This is a genomic window from Streptomyces sp. NPDC044921 (assembly GCF_056432865.1).
This window is the reverse complement of sequence record NZ_JBWKIF010000003.1, coordinates 60427-85137: the sequence shown is the minus strand read 5'-3', so window position 1 is coordinate 85137 and position 24711 is coordinate 60427. Positions and strand designations below refer to the sequence as shown.

At 72.6% G+C, this 24711-nt stretch carries 24 protein-coding genes; 12 read left to right on the top strand and 12 right to left on the bottom strand.

Annotated elements, in window-relative coordinates:
• Positions 1 to 10: 10 nt before the first annotated feature.
• Both AC07DA_RS05520 and AC07DA_RS05515 read right to left on the bottom strand, forming a co-directional pair.
• Positions 11 to 1036, bottom strand: coding sequence for a Bpu10I family restriction endonuclease (locus AC07DA_RS05520; RefSeq protein ID WP_479124876.1), 1026 nt, complete (start codon positions 1034 to 1036; stop codon positions 11 to 13).
• A 96-nt stretch (positions 1037 to 1132) separates the two neighbouring features.
• Entirely contained in the window at positions 1133 to 1486 is a 354-nt protein-coding gene (locus AC07DA_RS05515) for a DUF6083 domain-containing protein (protein ID WP_479124875.1), read from the bottom strand.
• A gap of 591 nt (positions 1487 to 2077) precedes the next feature.
• Between AC07DA_RS05515 and AC07DA_RS05510 the strand changes: the two genes are divergently transcribed.
• On the top strand, positions 2078 to 2560 hold the full coding sequence (locus AC07DA_RS05510; RefSeq protein WP_479124873.1) for an Asp23/Gls24 family envelope stress response protein: 483 nt from the start codon (positions 2078 to 2080) through the stop codon (positions 2558 to 2560).
• A 12-nt stretch (positions 2561 to 2572) separates the two neighbouring features.
• Here AC07DA_RS05510 and AC07DA_RS05505 read toward each other — a convergent pair whose 3' ends face one another.
• Together AC07DA_RS05505 and ku are read right to left on the bottom strand one after the other, a co-directional pair.
• A complete protein-coding gene (locus AC07DA_RS05505; RefSeq protein ID WP_479124871.1) occupies positions 2573 to 3460 on the bottom strand; it encodes an MBL fold metallo-hydrolase in 888 nt (295 codons plus the stop codon).
• 88 nt (positions 3461 to 3548) lie between these two features.
• Positions 3549 to 4568 (bottom strand): non-homologous end joining protein Ku, encoded by a 1020-nt coding sequence (gene ku, locus AC07DA_RS05500; RefSeq protein ID WP_479124869.1) that lies wholly within the window; start codon positions 4566 to 4568, stop codon positions 3549 to 3551.
• Between the two features lie 63 nt (positions 4569 to 4631).
• Between ku and ligD the strand changes: the two genes are divergently transcribed.
• Positions 4632 to 5513, top strand: a complete 882-nt coding sequence (gene ligD, locus AC07DA_RS05495; RefSeq protein WP_479124867.1) for a non-homologous end-joining DNA ligase — start codon at positions 4632 to 4634, stop codon at positions 5511 to 5513.
• Positions 5514 to 5559: 46 nt separating this feature from the next.
• On the opposite strand, the gene AC07DA_RS05490 is transcribed toward ligD, so the two are convergent.
• Positions 5560 to 6363, bottom strand: coding sequence for a nuclease-related domain-containing protein (locus AC07DA_RS05490; protein WP_479124865.1), 804 nt, complete (start codon positions 6361 to 6363; stop codon positions 5560 to 5562).
• A gap of 159 nt (positions 6364 to 6522) precedes the next feature.
• Here AC07DA_RS05490 and AC07DA_RS05485 point away from each other — a divergent pair, with 159 nt between their 5' ends.
• The 6 genes from AC07DA_RS05485 (at position 6523) to AC07DA_RS05460 (ending at position 13285) form a co-directional block, all read left to right on the top strand.
• A complete protein-coding gene (locus AC07DA_RS05485) occupies positions 6523 to 7026 on the top strand; it encodes a protein-tyrosine phosphatase family protein (RefSeq protein ID WP_479124863.1) in 504 nt (167 codons plus the stop codon).
• Between the two features lie 535 nt (positions 7027 to 7561).
• Complete coding sequence (locus AC07DA_RS05480) at positions 7562 to 8305, top strand: hypothetical protein (protein WP_479124861.1); 744 nt, start codon at positions 7562 to 7564, stop codon at positions 8303 to 8305.
• On the top strand, positions 8302 to 9873 hold the full coding sequence (locus AC07DA_RS05475; protein WP_479124859.1) for an ATP-binding protein: 1572 nt from the start codon (positions 8302 to 8304) through the stop codon (positions 9871 to 9873). Before AC07DA_RS05480 ends, AC07DA_RS05475 begins: the two co-directional genes overlap by 4 nt.
• A 112-nt stretch (positions 9874 to 9985) precedes the next feature.
• Entirely contained in the window at positions 9986 to 10393 is a 408-nt protein-coding gene (locus tag AC07DA_RS05470) for an SH3 domain-containing protein (protein ID WP_479124857.1), read from the top strand.
• Between the two features lie 52 nt (positions 10394 to 10445).
• The gene (locus AC07DA_RS05465) at positions 10446 to 11810 is read left to right on the top strand and encodes an FtsW/RodA/SpoVE family cell cycle protein (protein WP_479124855.1); all 1365 of its coding nucleotides are present in this window, start codon (positions 10446 to 10448) and stop codon (positions 11808 to 11810) included.
• Positions 11807 to 13285 carry a penicillin-binding transpeptidase domain-containing protein gene (locus AC07DA_RS05460; RefSeq protein ID WP_479124853.1) on the top strand — a complete coding sequence of 493 codons (1479 nt, stop codon included), beginning with the start codon at positions 11807 to 11809 and terminating at the stop codon, positions 13283 to 13285. Before AC07DA_RS05465 ends, AC07DA_RS05460 begins: the two co-directional genes overlap by 4 nt.
• A gap of 13 nt (positions 13286 to 13298) precedes the next feature.
• Here AC07DA_RS05460 and AC07DA_RS05455 read toward each other — a convergent pair whose 3' ends face one another.
• On the bottom strand, positions 13299 to 14411 hold the full coding sequence (locus AC07DA_RS05455) for a ferritin-like domain-containing protein (RefSeq protein ID WP_479124852.1): 1113 nt from the start codon (positions 14409 to 14411) through the stop codon (positions 13299 to 13301).
• 123 nt (positions 14412 to 14534) lie between these two features.
• On the opposite strand from AC07DA_RS05455, the gene AC07DA_RS05450 reads away from it, so the two are divergent.
• On the top strand, positions 14535 to 15473 hold the full coding sequence (locus AC07DA_RS05450) for an AurF N-oxygenase family protein (protein WP_479124850.1): 939 nt from the start codon (positions 14535 to 14537) through the stop codon (positions 15471 to 15473).
• A gap of 24 nt (positions 15474 to 15497) precedes the next feature.
• Here AC07DA_RS05450 and AC07DA_RS05445 read toward each other — a convergent pair whose 3' ends face one another.
• Positions 15498 to 16085: a hypothetical protein gene (locus AC07DA_RS05445; RefSeq protein ID WP_479124848.1), complete on the bottom strand. Its 588-nt coding sequence runs from the start codon at positions 16083 to 16085 to the stop codon at positions 15498 to 15500.
• A gap of 511 nt (positions 16086 to 16596) precedes the next feature.
• Here AC07DA_RS05445 and AC07DA_RS05440 point away from each other — a divergent pair.
• From AC07DA_RS05440 to AC07DA_RS05430, 3 genes are all read left to right on the top strand, one after another.
• Complete coding sequence (locus AC07DA_RS05440; protein ID WP_479124846.1) at positions 16597 to 17253, top strand: TetR/AcrR family transcriptional regulator; 657 nt, start codon at positions 16597 to 16599, stop codon at positions 17251 to 17253.
• Between the two features lie 10 nt (positions 17254 to 17263).
• Positions 17264 to 17578 carry a hypothetical protein gene (locus AC07DA_RS05435; RefSeq protein ID WP_479124844.1) on the top strand — a complete coding sequence of 105 codons (315 nt, stop codon included), beginning with the start codon at positions 17264 to 17266 and terminating at the stop codon, positions 17576 to 17578.
• A gap of 106 nt (positions 17579 to 17684) precedes the next feature.
• Positions 17685 to 18848 (top strand): C40 family peptidase, encoded by a 1164-nt coding sequence (locus tag AC07DA_RS05430; RefSeq protein WP_479124842.1) that lies wholly within the window; start codon positions 17685 to 17687, stop codon positions 18846 to 18848.
• On the opposite strand, the gene AC07DA_RS05425 is transcribed toward AC07DA_RS05430, so the two are convergent.
• The 5 genes from AC07DA_RS05425 to AC07DA_RS05405 are packed head-to-tail and all read right to left on the bottom strand — an operon-like array spanning position 18845 to position 24486.
• Positions 18845 to 20107, bottom strand: coding sequence for a styrene monooxygenase/indole monooxygenase family protein (locus AC07DA_RS05425; protein WP_479124840.1), 1263 nt, complete (start codon positions 20105 to 20107; stop codon positions 18845 to 18847). The genes AC07DA_RS05430 and AC07DA_RS05425 overlap by 4 nt on opposite strands.
• A 12-nt stretch (positions 20108 to 20119) precedes the next feature.
• Positions 20120 to 20767 carry a GTP-binding protein gene (locus AC07DA_RS05420; protein WP_479124838.1) on the bottom strand — a complete coding sequence of 216 codons (648 nt, stop codon included), beginning with the start codon at positions 20765 to 20767 and terminating at the stop codon, positions 20120 to 20122.
• Positions 20748 to 21170 carry a DUF742 domain-containing protein gene (locus tag AC07DA_RS05415; RefSeq protein WP_479124836.1) on the bottom strand — a complete coding sequence of 141 codons (423 nt, stop codon included), beginning with the start codon at positions 21168 to 21170 and terminating at the stop codon, positions 20748 to 20750. The genes AC07DA_RS05420 and AC07DA_RS05415 overlap by 20 nt, the downstream gene beginning before the upstream one ends.
• Positions 21167 to 21691: a roadblock/LC7 domain-containing protein gene (locus AC07DA_RS05410; protein ID WP_479124834.1), complete on the bottom strand. Its 525-nt coding sequence runs from the start codon at positions 21689 to 21691 to the stop codon at positions 21167 to 21169. The genes AC07DA_RS05415 and AC07DA_RS05410 overlap by 4 nt, the downstream gene beginning before the upstream one ends.
• Entirely contained in the window at positions 21688 to 24486 is a 2799-nt protein-coding gene (locus AC07DA_RS05405) for a sensor histidine kinase (RefSeq protein WP_479124832.1), read from the bottom strand. The genes AC07DA_RS05410 and AC07DA_RS05405 overlap by 4 nt, the downstream gene beginning before the upstream one ends.
• Positions 24487 to 24711: the final 225 nt, after the last annotated feature.

Here is a 24711-nt window from a genome sequence, read left to right as displayed (position 1 = left end):
TTCCTACTTCCTAGAAATATCCCTTGGTGACGACATCTTCTTCGTTCGGATCTTTGGCCTCGAACAGGGATCTCAGATGGTCGACGAATCGCTGCACGACATCATACCTGATCGGATTGGTATCGATGTAATCGACATACTCCGATCTCAGTCTCTTCCTGTTTGCGGCCGACGAATACTCCTTCCTCTTATGGGAACCCAGCCTCTTCCCCCGCAGGATCAGCACTTCGTCGATGTCTGTACCAGCAGTACTGATAGGCGTCATGTCAAGGTACTCGCAGATCAAGTAGTAACGAGCTGCCGGAACTGCCACCTTGAGGTCGTGAGAGGTCGCACTCGCCTCCTGGAACATCGTTTTATCCAGATTTGTTTTACATTCGGCGGCTACATAGGCCAGCCATACGTCCATGCTGGAGGTGGCCCCGGCCGGAAAGTCCGGCTTGAACGACGCCTTCAAATAAGCACGCCTGCTCAGCGTGAAATCCTGGTCCTTCCTCCTGACCTTCATGGAGATGCCACTGTCCGGCGCGGTGAGGGAACCGGAGAAGTAGGCGGCGGCAAAGGCTCCGGCTGGTCCGGCGTACAGGTCCTGCTCAGCCAGGACAGGGATGACCCGCGGATCGATCAACCACGGCAAGAACTCCTCAATGATTGAGTTGTCGATTTTCAGTTGCCCTCGTTGCCTGAACAGAAAATCTCTTCCACTGTCCCAGATCAGATCGAGCTCTACGCTCTTCTTGTAGTCGTTGGTCAGGTCGACCAGTTGCCGCACGAGGTCATCGCCGGTGGCGTCGATACTCGCCATGTCATGAATCCAGGACTTGTACCGCTCTATCGATCCCTCGACCGCAGCCCTGTCGTCCTCGGGAAGCTTCGAGTTCCTGAGCAGCTCGACCAGCTTTGACTTGTGCGGTGCCGGGCGCACCCGCACCGGTGCCTCCGCACTCGCGTCGGCCAACGGCTCCGCCTCAACTGGCTTTGCTGGTGCCGCTTCTGACGGTTCGATGGACGCAAAGAGGGCTTCATCGCTGCTCATGCACGGAGCCTAGCGGCAGCCGCGGGAGGTCCGGAGCCGCTCGCTACGGTCGAGTAGCTGCAAAGGCCGGACCCCAAGGACACCCTCAGTCCGCCGTCAACCGGTGTCCGGCCATGGCTCTGGGCGCGGGAGCGGGTCAGGAGCTTCCCGGCGTTCCGACTGCCGGGCGTTCTCGTCGCGCAGGGCCGTCAGCCAGGGCCACAGATCCGGCAGGGGCGACGCGGGGCAGGCGAGGCGGTGTTCGATGCGGCATCGCTGGAACTGGTCCGGCGGGCACACCCCGTACAGCGCCACCCGCCCGTCGGACAGTTCGATCCAGCGGTGGTCCGCCGGCACCGTATGGGCCAGCGGGTTCATGTCCGGTTCCAGCAGCACCCAGTCGTGGTCGAGCGTGGCCACCCGGTCCTGCGGCAGCCCGCAGTGCGGGCAGCGGGGCCGATCACCGTCCAAGCGTCGCGGTCGTTCCCCGACCCAGACCTCCATACGACGAGCGTCGCCAGCCCGTCGGCTCAGGCGTAGAGCGTCAACCGGACGGAACACACGGGGCGGGTGAGTGGCAGCGGGGCGGATCGCGGTGCGACTGGTGCGCTCGGCAACGAGCGGCCGACAAGGCGTGGCTGGGAGACTGCGGCAGGCCGGGCCCGGGACACGACATGTTCTACAGGGCCCGACTTCTACAGGGCCGACGTCTTCAGGGCCCGACGCCTTCAGCGCCCTACGGGTGGCGGGGGTCGTCGTCGATGGCCGTCTGCCGGTGCCTCCGGAGGTGGCGGTGGGCCGCCGTCGCCAGGAGTGCTGCGCCCGCGGTGCCGACGACCAGGGCTCCCCACTCGGGCACGTGCGCCGCGCGGAGCAGGCCCGCTCGCGGGGTACCACTCCCCCGAGTCGGCGCGGCCGTCCTCCAGCGCCACGTGGACCGGCTGCTGCGCTGAGCCGGGCCGGTCGCTTCGCCACTTTCGCCCCCTACGCACCCTTGTTCTACGGTGGAGAGAGCGAGAGAACGACGCTGCTCACCCCCTCACCCCCATCGAGGTGACGGTCATGACGGAGACCACTCAGCGCACGCAGCAGGACGGGGCCACGGCATCGCAGGGGCAGAGAGGTGCTCCGGAGACCCGGGGCAGTACCGCGATCGCCGACACGGTCGTCGCGAAGATCGCCGGAATGGCCGCCCGGGAGGTTCCGGAGGTGCACCACCTGGGTGGCGGCATGACCCGGGCCATCGGCGCCGTGCGCCAGCGCGTGCCGGGCACCGGCTCCGGCAGTGGTGTCACGCAGGGCGTGAAGGTGGAGGTCGGCGAGCGCCAGGCCGCCGTCGATCTGGATGTGGTCGTCGAGTACGGCGCGGCCATCGCCGACACCGCCGCCGACATCCGGAGCAATGTCGTGAACGCGGTGGAGCGGATGACCGGTCTGGAGGTCGTGGAGGTGAACATCGCCGTCGACGACGTCCATCTGCCGGACGAGCAGGACGACGAGGCCGAGGACTCCGGGGCCGGGCAGGAAGGGCGGCGCGTGGCCTGAGCGGGCTGTCGCTCAGGACACCGTCGGTACCGCGCCGGGTGTGGCGGTGATGCGTGCGCGTCGGCCGTGAGCACAGTGGACGACGCGGTCGCCGAGGCCGAGTCTGCCGGCCTCGGCCAGGAACGCGGACAGTGGTGAGCGCATCACCGTGTAGTCGCCGTAGTGCACCGGCAGGACGAGGCGGGGGCGCAGGCGGCGGGCGAGTTCGGCGCCCTGCGCGCCGTCCATGGTGACGACGAAGCCGCCGGGGAGCGTGGTGCCGCCCAGGTGGAGGACGGCCAGGTCGGCGGAGGGGAAGTGCCGGGTGATCTCGTCGAGGCCGTCGTGCAGCAGGGTGTCGCCCGAGAGGTAGAGGCGCAGGCGTGGCGGGCCGCCGGTGGGGCCGAACTCCAGCATGCTGCCCATGACCGGGGGCAGCAGCCTACGCAGCGCCGCGTGGCCGGCGTGGCGGCCCGGCAGGGCGGTGACGGTGACCTGGGCTCCGTCGCGTTCAAGCGTGAGGGACGTCCAGGTGCGCAGGCCGGCCGTGCGGGGGAAGCGGTGCAGGACCCGCAGGCGGCGGGCCGCGTGCGGGGTGGTCAGGATCGGCACCGTGTGGTCCAGGTGCCGGCGGGCCCGGCGGTCCCAGTGGTCGCCGTGCAGGTGCGACAGGACGATGCCGTCGAGTCGGGGCAGTTCGTGCACGTCGAGGGCCGGTTCCGTGAGGCGGCGGCTCAGCAGGCCGTAGCCGAGGTAGGCGTACTGCCCCCGGTGCAGGAAGTTCGGGTCGGTGAGCAGGGTGAGCGGGCCGTAGGACAGCAGCACCGTCGCGTTGCCGATGAAGTGGACGTCGAGGGTGTCGCCGCCGGTGGTCCCGCCGAGGGCCGTTCCGTCGCCGGGGCGTTCGGTGGGCTGTGGCATCTCGGTCTCCCGTCTCCCCCGGGGCGGAGTACCCGTGCGGGAGCCGGCCAGTCCGGAGGAACCCCCCGCGCGCTCGGACCGCCGCCCGTCAGGCCGAGCGCTTGCGGGGCGTCGCCTTCTTCGCCGGTGTCTTCTTCGCGGTGTTCTTGGCCGCCGTCTTCTTCGCGCCCTGGGCGGACTTGGCCGTCGACTTCTTCGACGAGGCGGCCGTCTTCTTGGCGGCCGTCTTCTTCGCCGTGGACGTCGACTTCTTGCCGCCCGTCTCCTTGGGGGCCGCGCGGGACGTCTTGCGCGGCAGCGACTTGACCTCGGCCTGGTCCCCGGCGCTCTCGCCCCGGGACTCGCGGGCCGCGCGGACGCTGTTCTCCAGGGCCGCCATGAGGTCCAGCACCTTGCCGCCGGCCGCGGGCTCGGGCGCCTGCGGCGGGGCCTCACCGGCGACCTTCGCGGCGATGACCTCCTCGACGGCCTCGCGGTACTCGTCGTGCAGGTCCTCCAGGTCGACCTCGCCCAGGGTGTCCATCAGCGCGTCGGCGAGGTCCAGTTCCTTGTCGCGGACCGTGACGTTCGTGTCGGGGGCGACGCCCTCGGGGGCGCGGACCTCGTCCGGCCAGAGCAGGCCGTGCATGGCGATCGCGTCGCCGACCACCCGGAGCATGCCCAGCCGTTCCCGGCCGCGCAGGGCGAACTTGGCGATCGCCACCTTGTTGCTGCGCTTGAGCGCCTCGCGCAGCAGGGTGTACGGCTTCGCGGCCGGTGCTCCGCTCGCCTGGAGGTAGTACGCGGCGTCCATCTGGAGGGGGTCGATCCGGTCGGCCGGCACGAAGGCGACGATCTCGATCGTCTTGGCCGTCGGGATCGGCAGGCTGGACAGGTCCTCCTCGGTGATCGGAATGATCGTGCCGTCCGCGTCCTCGTAGCCCTTGCCGATCTCTCCCTGGGTGACCTCGCGGTCCTCCAGTTCGCAGAACTTGCGGTACCGGATGCGGCCGCCGTCCTCGGTGTGGATCTGGCGGAAGGAGATCGAGTGGCTCTCGGTGGCGTTCACCAGCTTGATCGGAATGCTGACCAGGCCGAACGAGATGGCGCCGTTCCATATGGATCTCACGTGCAGCACCCTTCCGGTCACGCTCGGGAGTGTTCGTCACGGTTTGCGTGGGATTCTTATCGTATGGCGCCTATCACAGTGGTGGAGGGGCGACGGCTCGCGCTCAGCAATCTGGAGAAGGTGCTGTATCCCGCCAGTGGCTTCACCAAGGGCGAGGTGCTGCACTACTACGCGACCGTCGCCGAGGTCCTGCTGCCGCACCTGCGGGACCGGGCGGTGTCCTTCCTGCGGTATCCGGACGGGCCGGACGGGCAGGTGTTCTTCACGAAGAACGTGCCGCCGGGTACGCCCGAGTGGGTCGTGACCGCCGAGGTGCCGCGGGTGGAGGGGCCCTCACGGATGGTGCTGGTGCAGGACCTGCCGAGCCTGATGTGGGCGGCCAACCTGGTCGCCGAGTTCCACACCCACCAGTGGCTGGTCGGCACACCGGAGGAGGCCGACCGGATCGTCTTCGACCTGGACCCGGGGGCGCCGGCGAGCATCGTGCAGTGCTGCGAGGTCGCCCTGTGGCTGCGGGAGCGACTGGCACGCGACGGCATCGAGACCTACGGCAAGACCTCCGGCTCGAAGGGGCTGCACCTGCTCGCCGCCGTGCGCGGGGCCTCCTCCGAGCGGGTGTCCGAGTACGCCAAACAGCTGGCCGTGGAGGCCGAGAAGGCCATGCCGCGGCTGGCGCTGCACCGGATGACCAGGAGCCTGCGCCCCGGGAAGGTGTTCGTCGACTGGAGCCAGAACGCCGCCCGCAAGACCACGGCGACGCCGTACACCCTGCGGGCCCGGGCCGAGCCGACCGTCTCCGCGCCGGTCACCTGGGAGGAGATCGAGGAGTGCCGGACGCCCGGCACGCTGGACTTCCACGCGCGCGACATCGCGCCGCGGCTGCAGGACTTCGGCGACCTGCTGGCACCGCTGCTCGACGGGGAGCGGGCCGGGGAGCTGCCGTAGCCGGTCCTGGGGCGGGCGGGGCGTGCGGGGGGGGGCGGGGAGCCCGTCAGACCCTTTCCCACGTGTTCCGGTCACGGGCCATCGCGTGCAGTGCCTCCACGTCCGCCGGTTTCAGGACGCCGCCCTGGTGGGACAGGGCGTCCAGCTGCGTGCCGGTCAGGACGCGGACCTCGCGGGGGGCCGCGGGGACGGTCACGGCCGCCGGGTCGACCAGGACGAGGACCGGGCGGACCTCGGCCGTCAGCGCGTAGGAGGCCCGGTCGGCGGCGGCGCGGACGCCGCGCAGCAGGGGGTGGGGGTCGCGGCGGCCCACGGCGACCAGGGGGTCGGCGACGGTCACGCGGTGCCTGCGGGCGTGCAGCGTGTGCAGGGCGAACAGGCCGCCGGGGCCGATCAGCAGGTGGTGGATGCGGTCGCCGCCGGGCAGGGGCACCGAGTGCAGGGCGTGCCAGCCCGCGCCGTCCAGCCGGTCCAGGGCCTCCCCGACCGTCTGCTCGGCCTCCAGGGCCCGCCGCCGCGGATCGGGCCGCAGCCTGCGGGCCGGGCCGGGGTCGCGGTCGAGGGCGACGAGGAGGGCCTCGCCGGGGCGGTTGGGGGCCAGGTCGTCGTCGGGGTGGAGGGTGAGGCGGGCCAGCTCGGCCGGGGTGGGCACGGGGGGCGGTCCGACCGTGACCGGGCCGGTGATGAAGGGGCCGAGGGCCCGCATGACGTCGTCCTCGCGGTCCGCGCCGAGCAGGTTGACCCGGGCCGCCTCACGGTCGTACCAGGCGATGTTCCTGCCGTCCGGGAGGCAGACGTAGAGCCGCTCGCGGCCGTGCCGCCAGGTCGGTACGACACGCAGTCCGTCCATGCAGCATCACCCCCGACCATGGGAACAGGCGGGGTGCTGCCGGTGCAAGAACCCGGATACCGTGGGGAGGAGTTGGGCCCTGCCGAACCGCCGCCGCGGGACACCGTGCCTGGTCGGCGCCGCGCGGGGCCCTCGGGCGGTGAGGGTGGGGAGGCAGCGTTGCGTACCCGCAGCAAACCCGATGTGCCGGCTCCGCAGAGCCCGTGGAACGAGGTCGTCCCCGGGCTGTGGATGGGTGGTCACGAGTACACGGGGTCCCTAAGCCACACGGAGTTCGCCGTCGTACGGGACGAGTTCGACCTCGTGCAGACACTGCTGCGGCTGCCCGGGCACGGGCCGGATCCGGGCGTTCCGCACCAGGTGTGGCCGATCCCCGACGGACCGCTGGACGGCACGCAGCTGGCCGGGGTGATCCGGCTCGCGGAGGCCGCGTGCGAGGCGCTGGACGAGGGCCGTACGGTCCTGGTCCGCTGCTTCCACGGCTACAACCGCTCCGGCCTGGTCGTCGCGCACGCGCTGATGCGCCGGGGCAGCTCGGCCGAGGCGGCCATCCGGCTCATCCGGGACCGCCGCTCGCCGTGGGCGCTCCACAACGACCTGTTCGTCGAGTACCTGCGGGCCGGGCTGGTCACGGCCCGGCTGCTGGAGGAGCTGACCGAGTAGCACGGCACACGGGTCCCTCGCGCGCAAATGGGACTTCCCCGCGAATAAGGTGTACGCGGCCGACGGTCGTGTCCGCGCCACGTGAGGAACCGTGAACCGTAGGAGTGCAGTGCCCCGCAGCCGCCGAAGCCGCCCCGGAAGCCGCTTCGGCCCGTGGGTGCGGGGATCCAGCGTGGCCGGAGGCGGGCTCGGTGCGCACGAGTCCGGTGGCGCCTGGCGGGAGGGCGGCGCCCGCCCGGACCGGGGCGGGACCCACCCGGGCGCGTACGGACCGGGCCGGGGCGGAGGCGACTTCCTCCCGGGCGGAGACGGGCCGGGGTGGGGCGGAGTCGACTGCGTCCCGGGCGGAGACGGGCCGGGGTGGGGCGGAGTCGACTGCGTCCCGGGCGGAGACGGGCCGGGGTGGGGCGGAGACGGACCAGGCCCGGGCGAAGACGGACCAGGCCCGGGGGCGCGCGGAGCAGGTTGGGGTCGAGGGGAGAGCGGCCCGGGTGGTGGCTGGGCCGGCACGCGTGGACGCCGGGTCGGGCGGGGCGTGCTGCGGGCCCTCGTCGGCCTGCTGGTGCTGGCCGTCGCCGTGGGCTGCGGGGACGCCGGGGAGCTGGAGGGCGCGGGGGCGACCCCGACGGCGGTCGGCCCGGTGCGGCTCTGGCCGGAGCTGACCCCGGCGTCCAGCCCGGCCTTCGAGATCGGCGAGGTGAACACGGAAGCGGTCAAGGGCGTCCACGTCCCCGCCGACGGCGACATCCGCCGGGTGGACCCGGTCGGGATCGTCCGGGCCGAGATCGAAGCGGATCCCGGCGACTACGCCGGCGACGAGTCGCCCTACCGCGACACCAACCATCGGATGGCCGACTGCGCGAACGGCCCGGGGCGCGGGAAGTGCCCTGTCCTGCGGCCGTACTACCGGGACCTGACCGGCGACGGGCGGGACGACCTGACGCTGGGCTTCCGGCTGCTGCCCGGCAAGACGACGGCCGTGCGCGTCTACACCGTCGACAAGCACCGGCTCATGCAGGTGATGGCGTGGGAGGACGCGCTCAGCGGTGTCGAGCTGGCCGGGCGTTCCCTGGTCATCCGGTCGCCGTCCGAGGTGGCGGGGTACGAGTACCGCCTGCAGTGGACCTGGGACCGGGACCAGCGGGCCATGCTCCTCACCCACGACGAGATGCTGCGCACCGGCCCGCGCGGACCCTCCCGGCACCCGTCCGCCGCACCGTCCGCCACGTCCTCCGGCCGGCCGGGCCCGTCGGTCTCACCCTCCGCGAGCGGCGGATGAGAACCCTGCTGCCCCGGTGGTCCGGGACGCTCGCCGTGAAGGCCGCCGTCTTCATCACGGTGATGTGCTGCGCGCTGGCCGCGCTGCTCGGGGTCCTGGTCCACGTGCAGGTGACGAAGCAGACCGTCGACGAGGCCCGCGGCCAGGCGCTGCAGCGGCTGGCCCAGGCGACCGAGCGGTACGAGGCCGGGGACACTCTGCGCCGGGGCGCCGGGGTGGATCCGCCGGGGCTGCCCGGGTCGCTGCGGGAGCTGGCGGTCTCCGGGGACCGCGGCACGATGGTCGCCGACCTGGAGGGGCGCCCCGTGATGTGGGCGGCGGGGCCCGTGGACGGGGGCCGGGCCCTGGCGGTGGCGGTGGACTACTCGCAGCAGGCGCGCACCATCGACGGTCTGGACCGGGCGATCCTGTGGTCGTCGGGACTGGCGATCGGAGCGACGCTGCTGGTCGGCTCGTTCGCGGTGACGCGGGTGACGCGGCGGCTGCACACCACGGCGCTGGTGGCCCGGCGGATCAGCGCGGGCGACCTGGACGCGCGGGTGAACGACCCCCGCACCCGTCCCCGCACCGGACCCCGCAACAGCCCCCTCACCAGGCTGGGAATCCCGGCCCGCCCGAAGGATCCGACTCGGTCGCGGGAGCCGCGACAACCGCAGGAGCCGACACCACCGCAGAAGCCGACCGGACCCCGACGTCCGACTGCCCCCCAGGATCCGGACCGCTCACAGGCCCCGGACCGCTCACAAGCCCTGGACCGCTCAGAGGCCCCGGACCGCTCACAAGCCCAGGACCCCTCACAGGGTCCAGCCCGCTCGCGACATCCAGCCCGCTCCAAGAAGCGGGACCGCCGCAGGGATTCCGCGCGGAGGAAGGACGCGGCTCGCTCCAAGGTGTGGGCGCGCCCGCAGGACGAGGTGGCCGCGGTCGCCGCCGCGCTGGACTCCATGGCCGCGTCGCTGCAGGGCAAGCTGCTCGCCGAGCAGCGGTTCACCGCGGACGTCGCGCACGAGTTGCGCACCCCGCTGACGGGGCTGCACGCGGCGGCCGAGCTCCTGCCTCCGGGCCGGCCGACGGAGCTGGTGCGCGACCGGGTGGCGGCGCTGCGCACGCTCACCGAGGACCTGCTGGAGATCTCGCGGCTGGACACCGGGCGGGAGCGGCTGGAGCTGGACACCGAGCAGCTGGGGCCGCTGGCCGAGCGGGTGGTGCGCGCCTCGGGGAGCGGTACGCGGGTCGTCGTCGTGCGGGACGTGGCCGTGGAGACGGACCGGCGGCGGCTGGAGCGGGTGCTGGGCAACCTGGTGGCGAACGCGCACAAGCACGGGCGGGGGCCGGTGGTGCTGACGGTGGACGGCCCGGTGATCACCGTGCGGGACCACGGGGACGGCTTCCCGGAGTACCTGGTGGCGCACGGGCCGCAGCGGTTCCGCACGGAGGGGGGCGCCCGGGGGCACGGGCTCGGGCTGACCATCGCGCTGGGGCAGGCGGAGGTGCTGGGGGCGCGGCTGGAGTTCGCGAACGCGCCGGACGGCGGGGCGGTGGCGACGCTCGAACTGCCGGCGGACTGAGCGCCCGGGCCGGTCCTCCTATGGCCCACTGTGAGGGGCGTGCCGGTCGGGTCGCTCCTAATGTGGCGAATAGTCAGCTTCGGCACTTTCGCCCCCACATGGAGGTAACCCCATGTCCCTGCGCTCCCGCCTCTGCATAGTCACCGCCGTCGGCTTCCTCGCCGCCGCGGCCGCCGTCACGCCCGCCGCCGCCGCGCACGACGACTGGGACCCGTCCGGCGGCAACGGCCACCACCAGTACGACCCGGCCGGCGGCAACGGCGACCACCACGGCCACCACGGCAAGCACCTCTACAAGGGCGTCGTCACGGCGAACAGACTGGCGCTGCGCAGCGCCCCGAACCGCGGTTCGCAGATCATCCGGTACGCCCACAAGGGCGAGGTCGTCAAGATCTTCTGCAAGACCGGCGGCCAGTCCGTCAAGGGCAATCCGCTCTGGTACCTGCTCGCGGACGGCACGTGGGCCTGGGGCGCGGCCCGCCACATCGACAACATCGGCCCCGCTCCACGCTGGTGCTGACACTCCGTCACTCAAAGGCACACAAGACGCACTGTTTGGGTAGGTTCCGGACATGAGCAAGGCCGGAATCACCGTGGCGACGGCGGACCCGCCCGCGCCCGCCGTCCGCCGCCTCCCCCGGCGCCGGGGCGTCGAACTCGCCCTCCTCGTCCTGGCCGTACTGCTGTCCGTGTACGGCTACTGCGCCGTGGGCCTCGCCCGGCAGGGGGCGCTTCCGCCCGGTGCCGCCGGCTACGGCGCCGGGCTCGGCGTGCTCGCGCTGCTGGCCCACCTGGCCGTCCGCCTGCGCGCCCCCTACGCCGATCCCCTGCTGCTGCCCATCGGCGTGCTGCTCAACGGCCTGGGCCTGGTGCTCATCTACCGGCTCGACCTGGAGACCCCGGGCGACCGGGCGGCACCGGCCCAGCTGGTGTGGTCGACGCTGGGAGTGGCCCTGTTCATCCTGGTCGTCCTGCTGCTGCGCGACCACCGGGTCCTGCAGCGCTACACCTACGTCAGCGTCGTCGCCGCGCTGGTGCTGCTGACCCTGCCGATCCTGTTCCCGGCGGTGAACGGGGCCCGGATCTGGATCCGGGTCGCCGGGTTCTCCATCCAGCCGGGTGAGTTCGCGAAGGTGCTGCTGGCGGTGTTCTTCGCCGCGTACCTGGCCGCGAACCGCAACGCCCTGGCCTGCGCCGGCCGCCGTGTCTGGCGGCTCCAGCTGCCCACCGGCCGGGTCCTCGGCCCGGTCGTGGCCGTCTGGCTGGTGAGCGTGGGCGTGCTGATCCTGGAACGCGACCTGGGCACCTCGCTGCTCTTCTTCGGCCTGTTCCTGGTCCTCCTGTACGTGGCCACCGGCCGCACCGGCTGGATCGCCGTGGGGCTGCTGCTGGCGGCGCTGGGCGCGGTCGCGGTCGGGCGGCTGGAGCCGCACGTGCACGGCAGGATCGAGACGTGGCTGCACCCGTTCGCGTCGATCGAGGCGGGCCAGGGCGCGAACCAGCTCGCGCAGTCGCTGTTCGCCTTCGCCGAGGGCGGTCTGCTGGGCACGGGTCTCGGCCTCGGCCACTCCGTCCTCATCGGCTTCGCGGTGAAGTCGGACTTCATCCTGGCCACGGCGGGCGAGGAACTGGGCCTGGCCGGTCTGTCCGCGGTCATCCTCCTCTACGGCCTGCTGGTGGAGCGCGGCTACCGGGTGGGACTCGCCCTGCGCGAGCCCTTCGGCCGACTGCTCGCGGTCGGACTGGCCTCGCTCGTGGCGCTGCAGGTGTTCGTGATCGCGGGCGGCGTGACGGGGCTGATCCCGCTGACCGGCATGGCGATGCCGTTCCTGGCCCAGGGCGGCTCGTCGGTGGTCACCAACTGGGCGATCGTGGCACTGCTGGTCCGGGTGAGCGACTCGGCCCGGCGGCAGTACGACGGGCAGGACCCGCGGTGAGCCGGCACATCCGGCACGCCGGCTTCTTCTGCGCCCTGCTGCTGGTGGCCCTGCTGGTGAACGCCGCCCGGGTGCAGGTCGTCCAGGCCCCGGAGTACGACCGCAACCCGGCCAACCGGCGTCCGGACATCAGCCGTTGGGAACGGCCCCGCGGCGACATCCTGGTCGGCGGCCGGCCCGTCACCGGCTCGAAGGACACCCGCGAGCACCTGCGCTACGAACGCACCTACGCCGACGGCCCGTTGTACGCCCCGGTCACCGGCTTCGCCTCCCAGCTCTACGGCACGACTCTGCTGGAGGACGCCGAGGACGGGGTGCTGTCCGGCTCGGACCCGATGCTCGCGCCGTTCCCGCTGTGGAACGACTTCACCCGGGCGCGCAGCTCCGGCGGTCACGTCGAGACGACCCTCGACCCGGCCGCGCAACGGGCGGCGTTCAAGGGGCTCGCGGGTCTCAAGGGCGCGGTCGCGGCCGTGGAACCGGCGACCGGCCGGATCCTGGCCCTGGTCTCCGCGCCCTCCTACGACCCCCAGCCGCTGTCCGGGAACGGCTCGGCGGCGGCCCGGGCCTGGGCACGGCTCACCGCGGACGAGGACCGCCCGATGCTCAACCGGGCGGTGCGGCAGACGTACCCGCCGGGCTCCACGTTCAAGGTCGTCACCGCGGCCGCCGCGCTGGACGCCGGTGTGGTCACGGACCTGGACGCGCGGACCGACTCCCCCGACCCGTACACCCTGCCCGGGACGCGGACCCGGCTGAGGAACGCGTCCCGGGGCTGCGCGGACGCCTCGGTGCGCACGGCGTTCAGGCTCTCCTGCAACACGGTGTTCGCCAAGCTCGGCGTGGAGGTGGGCGTGCGGGACATGACGGCCACCGCCCACGCCTTCGGCTTCGGCAACGCCGAGCTGGCGGTCCCCTTCCCGGTGGCCCGATCCACCTTCGACGCCACGCTCGACCGGGCACAGCTGGCCCTGTCGTCGATCGGGCAGTACAACACCCGCGCCACGCCCCTGCAGATGGCGATGGTCGCGGCGGCCGTGGCCAACGGCGGGCAGGTGCGCGATCCCTATCTGGTGGAGCGCACGACCCGGCCGGGCGGGAGCGTCCTCGCCACCGCCGGCTCCCGCGGGGTGCGCCAGGCGATGTACCCCTCGACCGCGGTGCGGCTGCGCGCCCTGATGCGGGAGGTCGTGGAGGAGGGCACCGGCCGCCGGGCCGCGATCCGCGGGGCGAAGGTCGGGGGCAAGACGGGCACCGCCCAGCACGGCCTCGCCAACTCGGGGATGCCGTACGCCTGGTTCATCTCCTGGGCGCAAGGGCCCCGCGACCTGACGCCGAGCGTGGCGGTCGCGGTCGTCGTGGAGGACGCGGAGGAGGAGCGCCGGGAGATCAGCGGCGGCGGCGACGCGGCGCCGATCGCGCGGGCGGTGATGGAGGCGGTGCTGAAGTCCCGCGACCGCGCGCCCGGTTCCTGACCCGGCGCGCTGCTCAGCCGTCGCCCTCCCGCCCGGCGTCGATGGCCTCCCGCACCTCCGCCACCCGTTCCCGCTCCTCCGCCGCGAACCGCTCGGCGTCCAGCTTCTCGGCGATCTCCTCGTCCTGGGACATGAGCAGTTCCAGATCGCAGTCGCCCATCTCCAGCACGCCCATGTCGACGTAGGCGCGCTGCAGGCGCGGGCCCCACAGGCCGATGTCCTTGACGCACGGCACGATGCGGCTGAACAGGAGCTTGCGGAAGAGGGCGAGGAACTCGGACTGCTCGCTGCACGCCTCCGCCTCGGCCTTCGGGACGCCGAAGTTCTCCAGCACCTCCACACCCCGCAGCCGGTCGCGCATCAGGTAGCAGCCCTCGACCACGAACTCCTCGCGCTCCCGCAGCTCGGCGTCCGTGAGCTGCCGGTAGTAGTCGCGCAGCGCCATCCGCCCGAAGGCCACGTGCCGGGCCTCGTCCTGCATGACGTAGGCGAGGATCTGCTTCGGCAGGGGCTTGTTCGTGGTGTCCCTGATCATGCCGAACGCGGCCAGCGCCAGGCCCTCGATCAGCACCTGCATCCCCAGGTAGGGCATGTCCCAGCGGGAGTCGCGCAGGGTGTCGCCCAGCAGGGACTGGAGGCTGTCGTTGATCGGGTACAGCATGCCGATCTTCTCGTGCAGGAAACGGCCGTAGACCTCGGCGTGCCGGGCCTCGTCCATGGTCTGGGTCGCCGAGTAGAACTTCGCGTCCAGGTCGGGGGCGGACTCCACGATGCGGGCGGCGCAGATCATCGCGCCCTGCTCGCCGTGCAGGAACTGGCTGAACTGCCAGGAGGCGTAGTGCCGGCGCAGTTCCCCCTTGTCCTTCTCCGTCAGCTTGGCCCAGTGGCGGGTGCCGTACAGGGACATGGCCTCGTCCGGGGTGCCCAGCGGGTCGTACGGATCGACCTCCAGCTCCCAGTCGATCCGCTTCTGCCCGTCCCACTGCTTGTCCTTGCCCTTCTGGTAGAGGGCCAGGAGGCGGTCGCGGCCGTCGTCGTACTCCCAGGTGAAGCGGGCCGCGCCGGTCGCCGGGACCTGCCAGGCGGGCCCTTCCGATTCCATGGCGTACTGGTCGAAGCTCGGCATGTCCCGCAGGCTCACACGAAGTAGACGCCGGGTCAACAAGTCGCGCACGAGGGATTGACGGCTTTGCTGACAGGCAGTCTCATAAATGGGGACGGTGACGCGTGCACAACGAGGTGGGCAGCGATGACGACCCTGACGGAAGCCGACGCGCTCGACGGCCTGCGCGACGCCCTGGGCCTGCTGAAGGACCGGGAGCAGGTGGCCCAGCGGCTGCTCGACTCCTCCGCCAAGCACTCCTTCGACCCGGACAAGGAGCTGGACTGGGACGCGCCCTTCGAGGAGGGCAAGTGGTTCTGGCCCCCGGAGCTCGTGTCGCTCTACGACACCCCGCTGTGGAAGCGGATGAGCGAGGAGCAGCGCGTCCTGCTCTCCCAGCACGAGGCGGCCGCCCTCGCCTCCCTCGGCATCTGGTTCGAGATCATCCTCATGCAGCTCCTGGTCCGCCATATCTACGACAAGGCGGCCACCAGCGCGCACGTCCGCTACGCCCTCACCGAGATCGAGGACGAGTGCCGCCACTCCAAGATGTTCGCCCGGCTGATCTCCCACGGCGGCACGCCCTGGTACCCGGTCAGCCGCGTCCACCAGCAGCTGGGCCGCCTGTTCAAGACCATCTCCACCACGCCGGGTTCCTTCACGGCCACCCTGCTGGGTGAGGAGGTCCTCGACTGGATGCAGCGCCTGACGTTCCCGGACGAGCGGGTCCAGCCGCTGATCCGCGGCGTGACCCGCATCCACGTGGTGGAGGAGGCCCGCCACGTCCGCTACGCCCGCGAGGAACTGCGCCGCCAGATGGTGACGGCCCCCAAGTGGTCCCAGGAGTTCACCCGCATCACCTCCGGCGAGTTCGCCCGGGTCTTCTCGGTGGCGTTCGTGAACCCGGAGGTCTACACGAACGTCGGCCTCGACAAACGGGAGGCCCTCGCCCAGGTCAAGACCAGCGGCCACCGCCGCGAGGTCATGCAGACCGGCTCCAAGAGGCTCACGGACTTCCTCGACGACATCGGGGTGCTGCGGGGCGTGGGCCGCCGGCTGTGGAAGTCCTCGGGCCTGCTGGCGTGAGAGCCCGGGCGGGGCGCCCGGCCGTCACCGCTGCCCGCCCTCGTCCTCCTCGGGTGCGGGACGGTCGTCGACCCGGATGACCACGGGGTCGGCGGCGCAACCGCTGCGCGGATCCTCGGCGATCCTCCGGACGATGCCGCCGATGCGCTCGTGCAGGTGGTGGGCGATGGCCTGCGTACCGAGCCCGGCCGCCGGGTCGCGCCGGACGAGGTCGAGGCTGGTGAGCACGGCGACGAGACTGGGTCCGGACAGGTGGGCGACGACCATCCCGCACGTCTCGGCGACGACGCCGGGGACGTGGAAGTGGGGATCCGCCCCCGCGTGCTTGACGAGGAACTCCCAGGTGTCGCGGTGGGCGTGCAGCGCAGCGGCGGAGATCCCGGCGGCGGCCCGCAGGGTGACGACCGCCGCCGGCTCCCCGTCGGGCGCCGTCTCCGCCCCGGCGCCCGGGCCGGTCGCCGGGGCGGAGACGGCGAGCAGCCGGTCGTCGAGCCTGGCGATGGCGTCCTTGATGGCCACGAGCTCTTGGCCGATGGCCGCAACGGAGCTGCTGACGTCGTCGTGCCGGATCCGGTCGACGGCGCGCTGCTGGTCCGTGAGCCGCTGTTTCACCGCGGCCAGATCGGCTGTGAACGACCCCAGTTGCTCGCTGATCCGACGGAGTGACTGCCTGTCATCCCGGCCGAACGGCACGTTTCCCCCCTCATGGTCATGACCGACCCTGAAAGGGTGAAGCCGGGGCAACTCGTCCGGCAAGGCCGCGATTCGGCCACCTCGTACACTCCCCCCACCACACCGGCCGTCGCCGAGAGGATCGTCGGCCACTCCTGCGCCGCGGGTCCGCCCGGTCACATCCGACGACTTCACCCCCGTGGACGCGAAGCGGGCCGCACCCGCAGCGGTTGGCCGGTCAACGGGCAGTCGGCCGGCACCCGACCCCATCGCGCCGTTCCGAGGACGGACACCCCCGGCGCGACCCCGCCCCGCCCCCACCGTCAGGCGAAACGCGCACCCCACCCGCCCGCACAGGCCGCCGCAGGCACCCGGCCCCACCACCGGGGACCACCGCACGCCCCCACCCACCGCTACGCAGCGCCCCGACCGCCCGATTACGCTGCGGAGCATGACACCAGCCGCCGCCCCCACCCCCGCCTACCGGCGACTCAGCGTCGAGGAGCGCCGCAGCCAGCTGCTCACCGCCGCGCTGGGCCTGTTCGCCCACCGCGCGCCGGAGGAGGTCTCCCTCGACGACGTCGCCGAGGCGGCCGGCGTGTCCCGGCCCCTGGTGTACCGGTACTTCCCCGGCGGCAAGCAGCAGCTCTACGAGGCCGCCCTGCGCTCGGCCGCCGACGAGCTCCAGCACTGCTTCGACGAACCCCGCGAGGGCCCCCTCCTGCCCCGCCTGTCCCGCGCCCTGGACCGCTACCTCGCCTTCGTCGACGAGCACGACGCCGGCTTCAGCGCCCTCCTCCAGGGCGGCAGCGTCGTCGAGACCTCACGCACCACCGCCATCGTGGACGGCGTCCGCCGCGTCGCGGCCGAGCACATCCTCAGCCACCTGGGCGTCACCGGCCCGGGCCCCCGCCTGCGCATGACCATCCGCATGTGGATCACCGCCGTCGAGGCGTCGTCGCTGATCTGGCTCGACGAGGACAAGGAGCCCCCCGCCGAGGAGCTCCGCGACTGGCTCGTGGAGCAGTTCGTCGCCATGCTGACGGTGACCGCGCGCCGCGACCCGCAGACGGACGCCCTGGTCCTGGCCCTCGCCGAGGATGTCTGACACTGATCCCGTGAAGAGCGAAGACACCCCCTTCGAGGGCGGCCCCATGGACGGCAGGGTCCTGCCCGTCCTGCTCGGCATCACCGGCCACCCGCCCAGGACCTACCGCATCCCCGTCCCCGACCCGCACGGCGGACCCCCCACGGTGCTGGTCTACCGGCGCGTGCCCCGCGGGCCGGGCAAGGTGGGCCTGACGAACCGCTGGAAGTACGCCTACGCCCCGGAGGGCACCCCCACCCGCCGGCTCAACTGGCCGTGGTCGAAGCCGGACGCCACGAAGCCAGACGCCACGCCGCCCGGCAAGCGGGACGACGCCGACGGGTGACGTCGTTGCGCCGAACCGCGCACACTCACCGCGCGCTCCCCGCGCACGCGCCCGATCCTCACGGTGTCCGGCGGCACAGGGCCGCCCCCGCATCGGAGGTGACGGCATGTCAGGAACCCTGCTGCGTCTGGTCTGCGTCGTGGCGACGGCGGCCGGAACGGCCCTCGCGCCCGTACCCGCCACGGCCGCCCCCGAGCCGGACGGGGAACAGCCCTCCGTCGCCCGCCTCCTGACCGACCTTCAGCGGCTGTACCGCGAGGCCGAACAGGCCACCGAGGCGTACAACGCCACCGAGGAGAAGCTGGAGAGGCAGCGCGCCGAGACCGACCGGCTGGAACGCGCGCTCGCCCGCGCCCGGCTCTCCCTGCACGACAGCCGGGGCGCGGCCGGCCGGCTGGCCCGGCAGCAGTACCAGAGCAGCACCGGCATCTCCCCCTACGTCCGCCTGCTGCTGGCCCGGGACCCGGAACGCGCGGTGGACCAGGGGCGGGTGATCGGCCGGATCGCGCGGGAGCGGGCCGGCACCGTCGGCCGGCTGACCGGCAGCGAACGCACGGCCCGGGACCTCGCCCGCAAGGCCCGCGAGGCGCTCGACGAGCAGCTCGCCCTCGCCGAGCGGCGCAAGAAGGAACGCGACACGGTCCGCGGGCGGCTGCACGACGTCGAGGAACTGCTCGCCTCCCTGGACGACGACCAGCTCACCGCCGTCGCCGCGTTGGAGGAGGACGGCGTCGCGAAGGCCCAGAAGCGGCTCGTGGCGTCCGGCGCGCTCGGCGCCGGCGGCAGCGCCGGCGCCGTCCGCAGGCCGACGGCCGAGGGCGACCGGGCCGTGCGCTACGCCCTGCGGCAGCTCGGCAAGCCGTACGAGTGGGGCGCGGAGGGCCCGGAGTCGTTCGACTGCTCGGGCCTGACCTCGCGGGCCTGGGCCGCGGCCGGCACGCCCGTCCCGCGCACCAGCCAGGAGCAGTGGAAGCGGCTGGAGCGGGTCGAGCTGGACGAGCTGCGCCCGGGCGACCTGGTCGTGTACTTCGAGGAGGCCACGCACGTGGCGCTGTATCTCGGCGGCGGCAGGGTCGTCCAGGCGCCCCGGCCGGGCGCGAGGGTGAAGGTGTCACCGATCGCCGCGAACCCCGTCCTGGGCGCCGTACGCCCCGACCCGGACGGGAAGCCCTTGCGGCGGTACGAGCCGCCGGAGCTCCCCGAGGGCGCGACGGACGGGTCCGACGAGGGCTACGACGGCCACGGCGGTGACGAGGGCGGAGCGGACTAGGCGGCGCCCGCGCCCGACGCCTCCACCAGGTACGCCTGCGCCTTCTCCGGCTCGTAGAAGAAGTTCTCGAAGTCGGCCGGGTCGTTGAAGCCGTTGGCGAAGCGGTCGGCGACCGGCTGGACCTCACCGGCGGCGCCGATCAGGTTCAGCACGTGCTCGGGCGGCGGCGCGAGCATCGCGTTGGTCCACTTGGTGACGTGCTGGGCGGTGTTCCAGTAGCGGTCGAAGGTGGCCCGCATCCACTCCTCGTCGAACGGCTTGTCGCCGTGCTCGACGATCGAGGCGAGGTAGGCGGCGGCGCACTTGGACGCGGAGTTGGAGCCCTGCCCGGTGATCGGGTCGTTGGCGACGACCACGTCGGCCACGCCGAGCACCAGGCCGCCGCCCGGCAGGCGGCCGATGGGGTTGCGGACGGTGGGGGCGTAGCGCCCGGCCAGGGTGCCGCCGGCGTCGGTCAGTTCGACCTTGGTGGCCCGCGCGTACTCCCAGGGGACGTACCGCTCCATGAGTTCCAGGGTCAGGGAGAGGTGCTCGGCGGGGTCCTTGACGCCGGCGAAGACGTCGAGCGGGCCGCCGGGTATGCCCTCCCAGAAGAGGATGTCGGCCCGGCCGGAGGTGGTCAGGCACGGCATGACGAACAGCTCGCCGACGCCCGGCACCAGGTTGCAGCGGACCGCCTCGGTGTCCGGGTGCTCGGGGCGCGGGCCGAGGCCGTGGACGTACGCCACGGCCAGTGCGCGCTGCGGCTCGCTGTACGGGGAGCGCTCCGGGTCGCGGGCGAACATCTGCACCAGCTCGCCCTTGCCGGCCGCGACCAGCACCAGGTCGTAGGTGCGGGAGAAGTAGTCGAGGTCGCCGACGGCCGCGCCGTGGATGACGAGCTGCCCGCCGCGCTGGGCGAAGGTCTCCATCCACCCGGCCATCTTCACGCGCTGGTCGATCGACTGCGCGTATCCGTCGAGGCGGCCCAGCCAGTCGATGGCCCGGGCGGCGGGGCCCTCGGCCCAGGAGCCGGGGGCGGCGACCGAGACACCGAGTCCTTCGATCTTCGGGGCCTGGGACTCCCAGAAGTTCAGCTGGAGGTCGCGCTCGTGCTGCAGGGCCGTGTGGAACATGCACTGCGTCGACATGACCCGGCCGGTGCGGATCTCGTCCGCCGTCCGGTTCGACATCAGGGTGACCTCGTACCCCTGCGACTGGAGGCCGAGGGCGATCTGGAGACCGGACTGGCCGGCTCCGACGACGAGTATCTTCCGCATGCGGGCTGTCCTCTACTCGGGGGTTTCGTCCAGCGCGTGGCCGACGAGGGCCAGGAGGGTCTCGATCACGGAGATCCGGCGACGCGCGTCCATGATCATGACAGGTATGTGTTGCGGGATGGTCAAGGCCTCCCGCACGTCCTCCGGCTCGAACAGCTCGGCGCCGTCGAAGTGGTTGACCGCGACCACGTACGGCAGCCCGGAGCTCTCGAAGTAGTCCAGGACCGGGAAGCAGTCCTTCAGCCGCCGGGTGTCCGCCAGCACGACGGCGCCGATCGCGCCGCGCACGATGTCGTCCCACATGAACCAGAAGCGCTGCTGGCCCGGCGTGCCGAACAGGTAGAGCACCAGGTCGTCGTCGAGCGTGATGCGCCCGAAGTCCATGGCGACGGTCGTGGAGGTCTTGCCCGGCGTGGCGGTGAGGTCGTCGGTGGCCTCGCTCGCCTCGGTCATCAGCGCCTCGGTCTGCAGGGGCGTGATCTCCGAGACGGAGGTGACCAGCGTGGTCTTGCCCACGCCGAAGCCGCCCGCCACCACGATCTTCGTGGCTATGGGGGCCCGGGTGCGGTCGGTCTCCCAGGCGTGCATGCTCGCGTCGGGCTGGGCGAACGGGGAGGAAGCAGCGACGCCGTGAGCGGCGTCAGAGACGACGGAGTCCACTCAGCACCCTTTCCAGCAGAGCGCGGTCCGGGCGGCCCGTGCCGTGGCCGGTCCCCGTTCCGTACACACGGATCTTTCCCTGGTCCGCGAGGTCGCTGAGGAGCACGCGGACCACGCCGAGCGGCATCTTCAGCAGCGCGGCGATCTCGGCCACCGTACGCATCCGGCGGCACAGTTCGACGATGGCCCGCAGCTCCGGCATCACGCGGCTGGAGAGGTTGCCGTTCGTCAGTTCCTTGCGCTCCTCCGGGGCCTCCAGTGCCGCCGTGCTGGCCACGAACGTCTCCACGAGGAGGACGTGGCCGAAGCGGGTCCGGCCGCCGGTGAGCGAGTAGGGGCGGACCCGGGCGGGTTTGCGGTCCCCGCCGCGGACCGGGAGGTGCTGCTTGGGCGTACTGCTCATCGGGCACTCCCCGTCGTCTGGGACTCCTCCAGGGATTTGCGGAGCTCGCTGCGGAGTTCGGGCGTCAGGACGTGGCCGGCCCGGCCGACGAACAGGGCCATGTGGTAGGCCACGACGCTCATGTCGCAGTCCGCCGAGCCGTGCACGCCGAGCAGCGAGCCGTCGCTGATCGACATGACGAACAGGCTGCCCTCCTCCATGGCGATCATGGTGTGCTTGACCCCGCCGAAGTCCATCAGCTTGGCGGCGCCGATGGTCAGGCTGCCGATGCCCGAGACGATGGTGGCGAGGTCGGCGGCGGAGCCGCGCGGGCCGGTGGGACGGGTCCCGCGGCTCTGCAGGGCCTCCCGGGCCTCCTTGTTGCGGTCTGCGTCGGAGGACAGCAGAAGCAGTCCGTCGGAGGAGACGACGGCGACCGAGAGGATGCCGGGCACCTCCTCGACGAGGTTGGTCAGCAGCCAGTGCAGGTTGCGGGCCTCACTGCTCAGTCCGATCAGTCCGAAGGTACTGGGCGCGGTCAACTGCTTGCCTCCTCGACTGTGCCCCCCGTGGCTTCTTCGGAATCAGCTGGTCCAGATGTGCCGAGGTCCGGCCGCTGGTGCGAGGCCGTCTGCTCGGCGATCTCCGCCTCCACCTCGCGGTAGCCGGCCTGCGCCCCCTGGCGGAAGCCGCCGAGGCGGCGGCGCAGGGCCTCGGCGTCGACCGAGCCGCTGCGCTGGCGCGGAGCGGTGGCCGGGGCGGTGATCCTGGGCGTGCGCTTGGGCAGGCCCTTGTCGGTGACGCGTTCGTGTTCGGCGTCGGCCTCCGCCTCGCCTTCGGCGTGTGCGCTCCCGCCCGCACCCCCCGTGCGGGTCTCGTGAGCGTGCGGGCCCGGCCCGTGCGGGGCGGGACCGCCGTCGTCGGCCGCGCTCTCGTGCTGCGTGGGCTCCGGCTCCTCCTGCGGTGCCGGGGCCAGCAGTTCCATGGTGGTCTCGGCAGGGGTCTCGGCCGCTGCCGGCCCGTCGTCCGCGGGCGGTTCCCCGGCCCCGGCCGGTTCCGGGTGCTCGGCCGCGGGCGCGTCCTGGCCGGCCTCCTCCCGCCGTACCGCCTTCTCGGCCAGGACCACCAGCGGGTCCCCGCCGCTCGTGCGGCCGTGCAGGACGTTGGAGTTGGCCTCCGCGTCGGCGCCCGGCAGGGAGAAGGAGTGGGCGGCGCCGGCCACCGGTCCGGAGGCCGGGACGGCCGCGGGCGGGGCCGCCGCCAGCAGGGTCCGGGGCAGGACGACGACCGCCGCGACCCCGCCCTGCTTCTGCTCGCGCAGCTGGACGCGCACGCCGTGGCGGTGCGCGAGCCGGGCGACGACGTACAGGCCGAGGCCGAGGCCGTCCTCGCCCTCCTGGTCGTAGGGCGCCTCCGGGTCGAAGTCGGACAGGCGGGCGTTCAGGCGCTCCAGCCGGCCCTCGGTCATCCCGATGCCCTCGTCCTGGACGGAGAGCATCACCTCGCCGTTCTCCAGCAGCCAGCCGGAGATCTCCACGGGCAGGTCGGGCGGGGAGAACGAGGTGGCGTTCTCCATGAGTTCGGCCAGCAGGTGCGAGAGGTCGTCGGCGGCGAAGCCGGCGATGTGCGCGTGCGGCGGCAGCGCGGCGATCCGGACCCGCTCGTACCGCTCGATCTCACTCACCGCGGCGCGGACGACGTCCACCAGCGGCACGGGCCCGGCGGCGTGCTGGACGTGCTCGGTGCCGGCGAGGACGAGGAGGTTCTCGCTGTGCCGGCGCATGACGGTGGCGAAGTGGTCGAGCTTGAACAGCGTGGAGAGGCGGTCGGGGTCCTGCTCGCGCTCCTCCAGGTTCTCGATGACGGCCAGTTGCCGCTCGACCAGGCCGAGGGTGCGCAGGGCGAGGTTGACGAAGGTGCCGCCGATGGCCGTGCGCAGCCGCTCCAGCTGGGCGGCGGACTCGGCGAGCTGACCGCGCAGTTCCTCGCGCGCGTCGGCCATCTTCTGGCGCTGGCCGACGAGGTGCTTGCGGTCCGACTCCAGCGTGGTGATCCGCTCGGTGAGCGCGGCCGCGTGGGCGTGCAGGGCGTTCACGGAGCGGACGACCTGGGCGAACTCGTCGTTGCGGCCGGTGAACCTCACCGGTTCCTCGGCCGCCGGGTCCTCGGCCTCGGCGAGGCGCTTCGTGCCCAGGCGCAGCACGGCGAGCGGGCGGGTGAGGCTGCGGGCCATGCCCGTGGCCACACCGACGGCCAGCAGCATCAGGGCGCCGAGGACGGCGATGCGGATCTCCAGCGCGGTGACGTCGTCGTCGCGCAGGGCCTCCAGGTCCTTGGTGCGGCGGTCGTAGAGGGCGGACTCGACGCCGCGCATCAGGTCGACCCGGGCGGACAGGGCCGTCTCCAGCCGCTTGGCGTCGGTGTTCAGCTCGCCGCCGGACAGCGAGGGCTGGTCGGTGAGGGTGGCGAGGTACTTCTCGGCGGAGTTGACCTCGGTGCCGGTGACCGTGTTGTCGAAGGAGGTGCGGGCCGCCTTGGGGGCGGTGGCGCGGAAGTCGGCCAGGGCCGCGTCGGAGCGCAGCCGGGCCTGCTGGGCGGCGGCGCTCAGGGCGTCGCGCTGCCGGGCCTCGGCGCCGGAGGACGTGGCGGTCTCGGTCGGCAGGCCGGTGACGGGGTCGATGACCGTCTCGGTGGCGCGCGGCACGCTGAGCGCGGCGAGCAGCAGCCCGCGGGCCGCGGCGGCCTGCTGCACGGCGGAGTCCAGCTCGGCCAGGGCGTGGCCGCCGGACCCCGCGCGGGGCGGCGTCTGCTCGGCCAGCTGCTCGGCGAGCCGGTGGAGTTCGGTGATGGCGGCGGAGTACGCCTGGTGCGCTTCGAGTGCGCTGCTCTTGCCGGTGAGCGCCGCTCGCCGCACGGCCGCTATGCCGTCGAGGCCCGAGCGGAGCGCGGCGGGCGTGTCGGTGTCGGCCCGCAGCTCCTCGACCTGCCGGTCGACGCGCTCGCTGTGCTGCTCGGAGGGCGCCTTGGACTTGGGGCGGCCCGCCGCGATGTACGCGGTGACCTCGTCGCGCTCGTCGGCCAGGGAGTGGGCGAGGGCGAGGGCGTGCTGCGTCTGCTCCGCGAGCGTCACCAGTTCCTGGGAGTCGTGGAGTTCGGCCGAGGCGGCCAGCACCGAGGGGGTGCCGGCACCGGCGATGGCCGCGGCGACCACGGCCACGGCCACGATGAGCCGGTTGCGGACATGTGTGGGGCGGCCCTTGCCGGTGGGGGGCGTCGGCTCAGCGCCCTGAACGGGGGCCGTCTGCTTGCCTGTGCGACGAGGCCGCGACTTCTGCACCGGTGCTCGCATTCCTGACTCGTGAACCCTTGGGCCCGGATGACGCTCCGTCAACTGGCGCGTACTCCCGGTACACTTCCCGACCCTCCCAGCGCCGGTGGGCAGCGCACGCGCATCACCTGACCCGCCACCCGAAGGAGTGAACCCCGGAGGGGAGTTGAGGGGCAAGTTCCGCGGGCTCTTGCCGCGGCCTCGCGCGGCACGCCGGTTGGACGCCGGGGGCGG

What these genes read in the sequence shown, in the direction of transcription:
- AC07DA_RS05455 (WP_479124852.1), bottom strand. Translation starts at nt 14,411, where the DNA reads ATGCCGAGCTTCGACCAGTACGCCATGGAATCGGAAGGGCCCGCCTGG.
- AC07DA_RS05430 (WP_479124842.1), top strand. Translation starts at nt 17,685, where the DNA reads ATGTCAGGAACCCTGCTGCGTCTGGTCTGCGTCGTGGCGACGGCGGCC.
- AC07DA_RS05470 (WP_479124857.1), top strand. Translation starts at nt 9,986, where the DNA reads ATGTCCCTGCGCTCCCGCCTCTGCATAGTCACCGCCGTCGGCTTCCTC.
- AC07DA_RS05490 (WP_479124865.1), bottom strand. Translation starts at nt 6,363, where the DNA reads ATGGACGGACTGCGTGTCGTACCGACCTGGCGGCACGGCCGCGAGCGG.
- AC07DA_RS05465 (WP_479124855.1), top strand. Translation starts at nt 10,446, where the DNA reads ATGAGCAAGGCCGGAATCACCGTGGCGACGGCGGACCCGCCCGCGCCC.
- AC07DA_RS05520 (WP_479124876.1), bottom strand. Translation starts at nt 1,036, where the DNA reads ATGAGCAGCGATGAAGCCCTCTTTGCGTCCATCGAACCGTCAGAAGCG.
- AC07DA_RS05510 (WP_479124873.1), top strand. Translation starts at nt 2,078, where the DNA reads ATGACGGAGACCACTCAGCGCACGCAGCAGGACGGGGCCACGGCATCG.
- AC07DA_RS05475 (WP_479124859.1), top strand. Translation starts at nt 8,302, where the DNA reads ATGAGAACCCTGCTGCCCCGGTGGTCCGGGACGCTCGCCGTGAAGGCC.
- AC07DA_RS05415 (WP_479124836.1), bottom strand. Translation starts at nt 21,170, where the DNA reads ATGAGCAGTACGCCCAAGCAGCACCTCCCGGTCCGCGGCGGGGACCGC.
- AC07DA_RS05450 (WP_479124850.1), top strand. Translation starts at nt 14,535, where the DNA reads ATGACGACCCTGACGGAAGCCGACGCGCTCGACGGCCTGCGCGACGCC.
- AC07DA_RS05440 (WP_479124846.1), top strand. Translation starts at nt 16,597, where the DNA reads ATGACACCAGCCGCCGCCCCCACCCCCGCCTACCGGCGACTCAGCGTC.
- AC07DA_RS05505 (WP_479124871.1), bottom strand. Translation starts at nt 3,460, where the DNA reads ATGCCACAGCCCACCGAACGCCCCGGCGACGGAACGGCCCTCGGCGGG.
- AC07DA_RS05425 (WP_479124840.1), bottom strand. Translation starts at nt 20,107, where the DNA reads ATGCGGAAGATACTCGTCGTCGGAGCCGGCCAGTCCGGTCTCCAGATC.
- ligD (WP_479124867.1), top strand. Translation starts at nt 4,632, where the DNA reads ATGGCGCCTATCACAGTGGTGGAGGGGCGACGGCTCGCGCTCAGCAAT.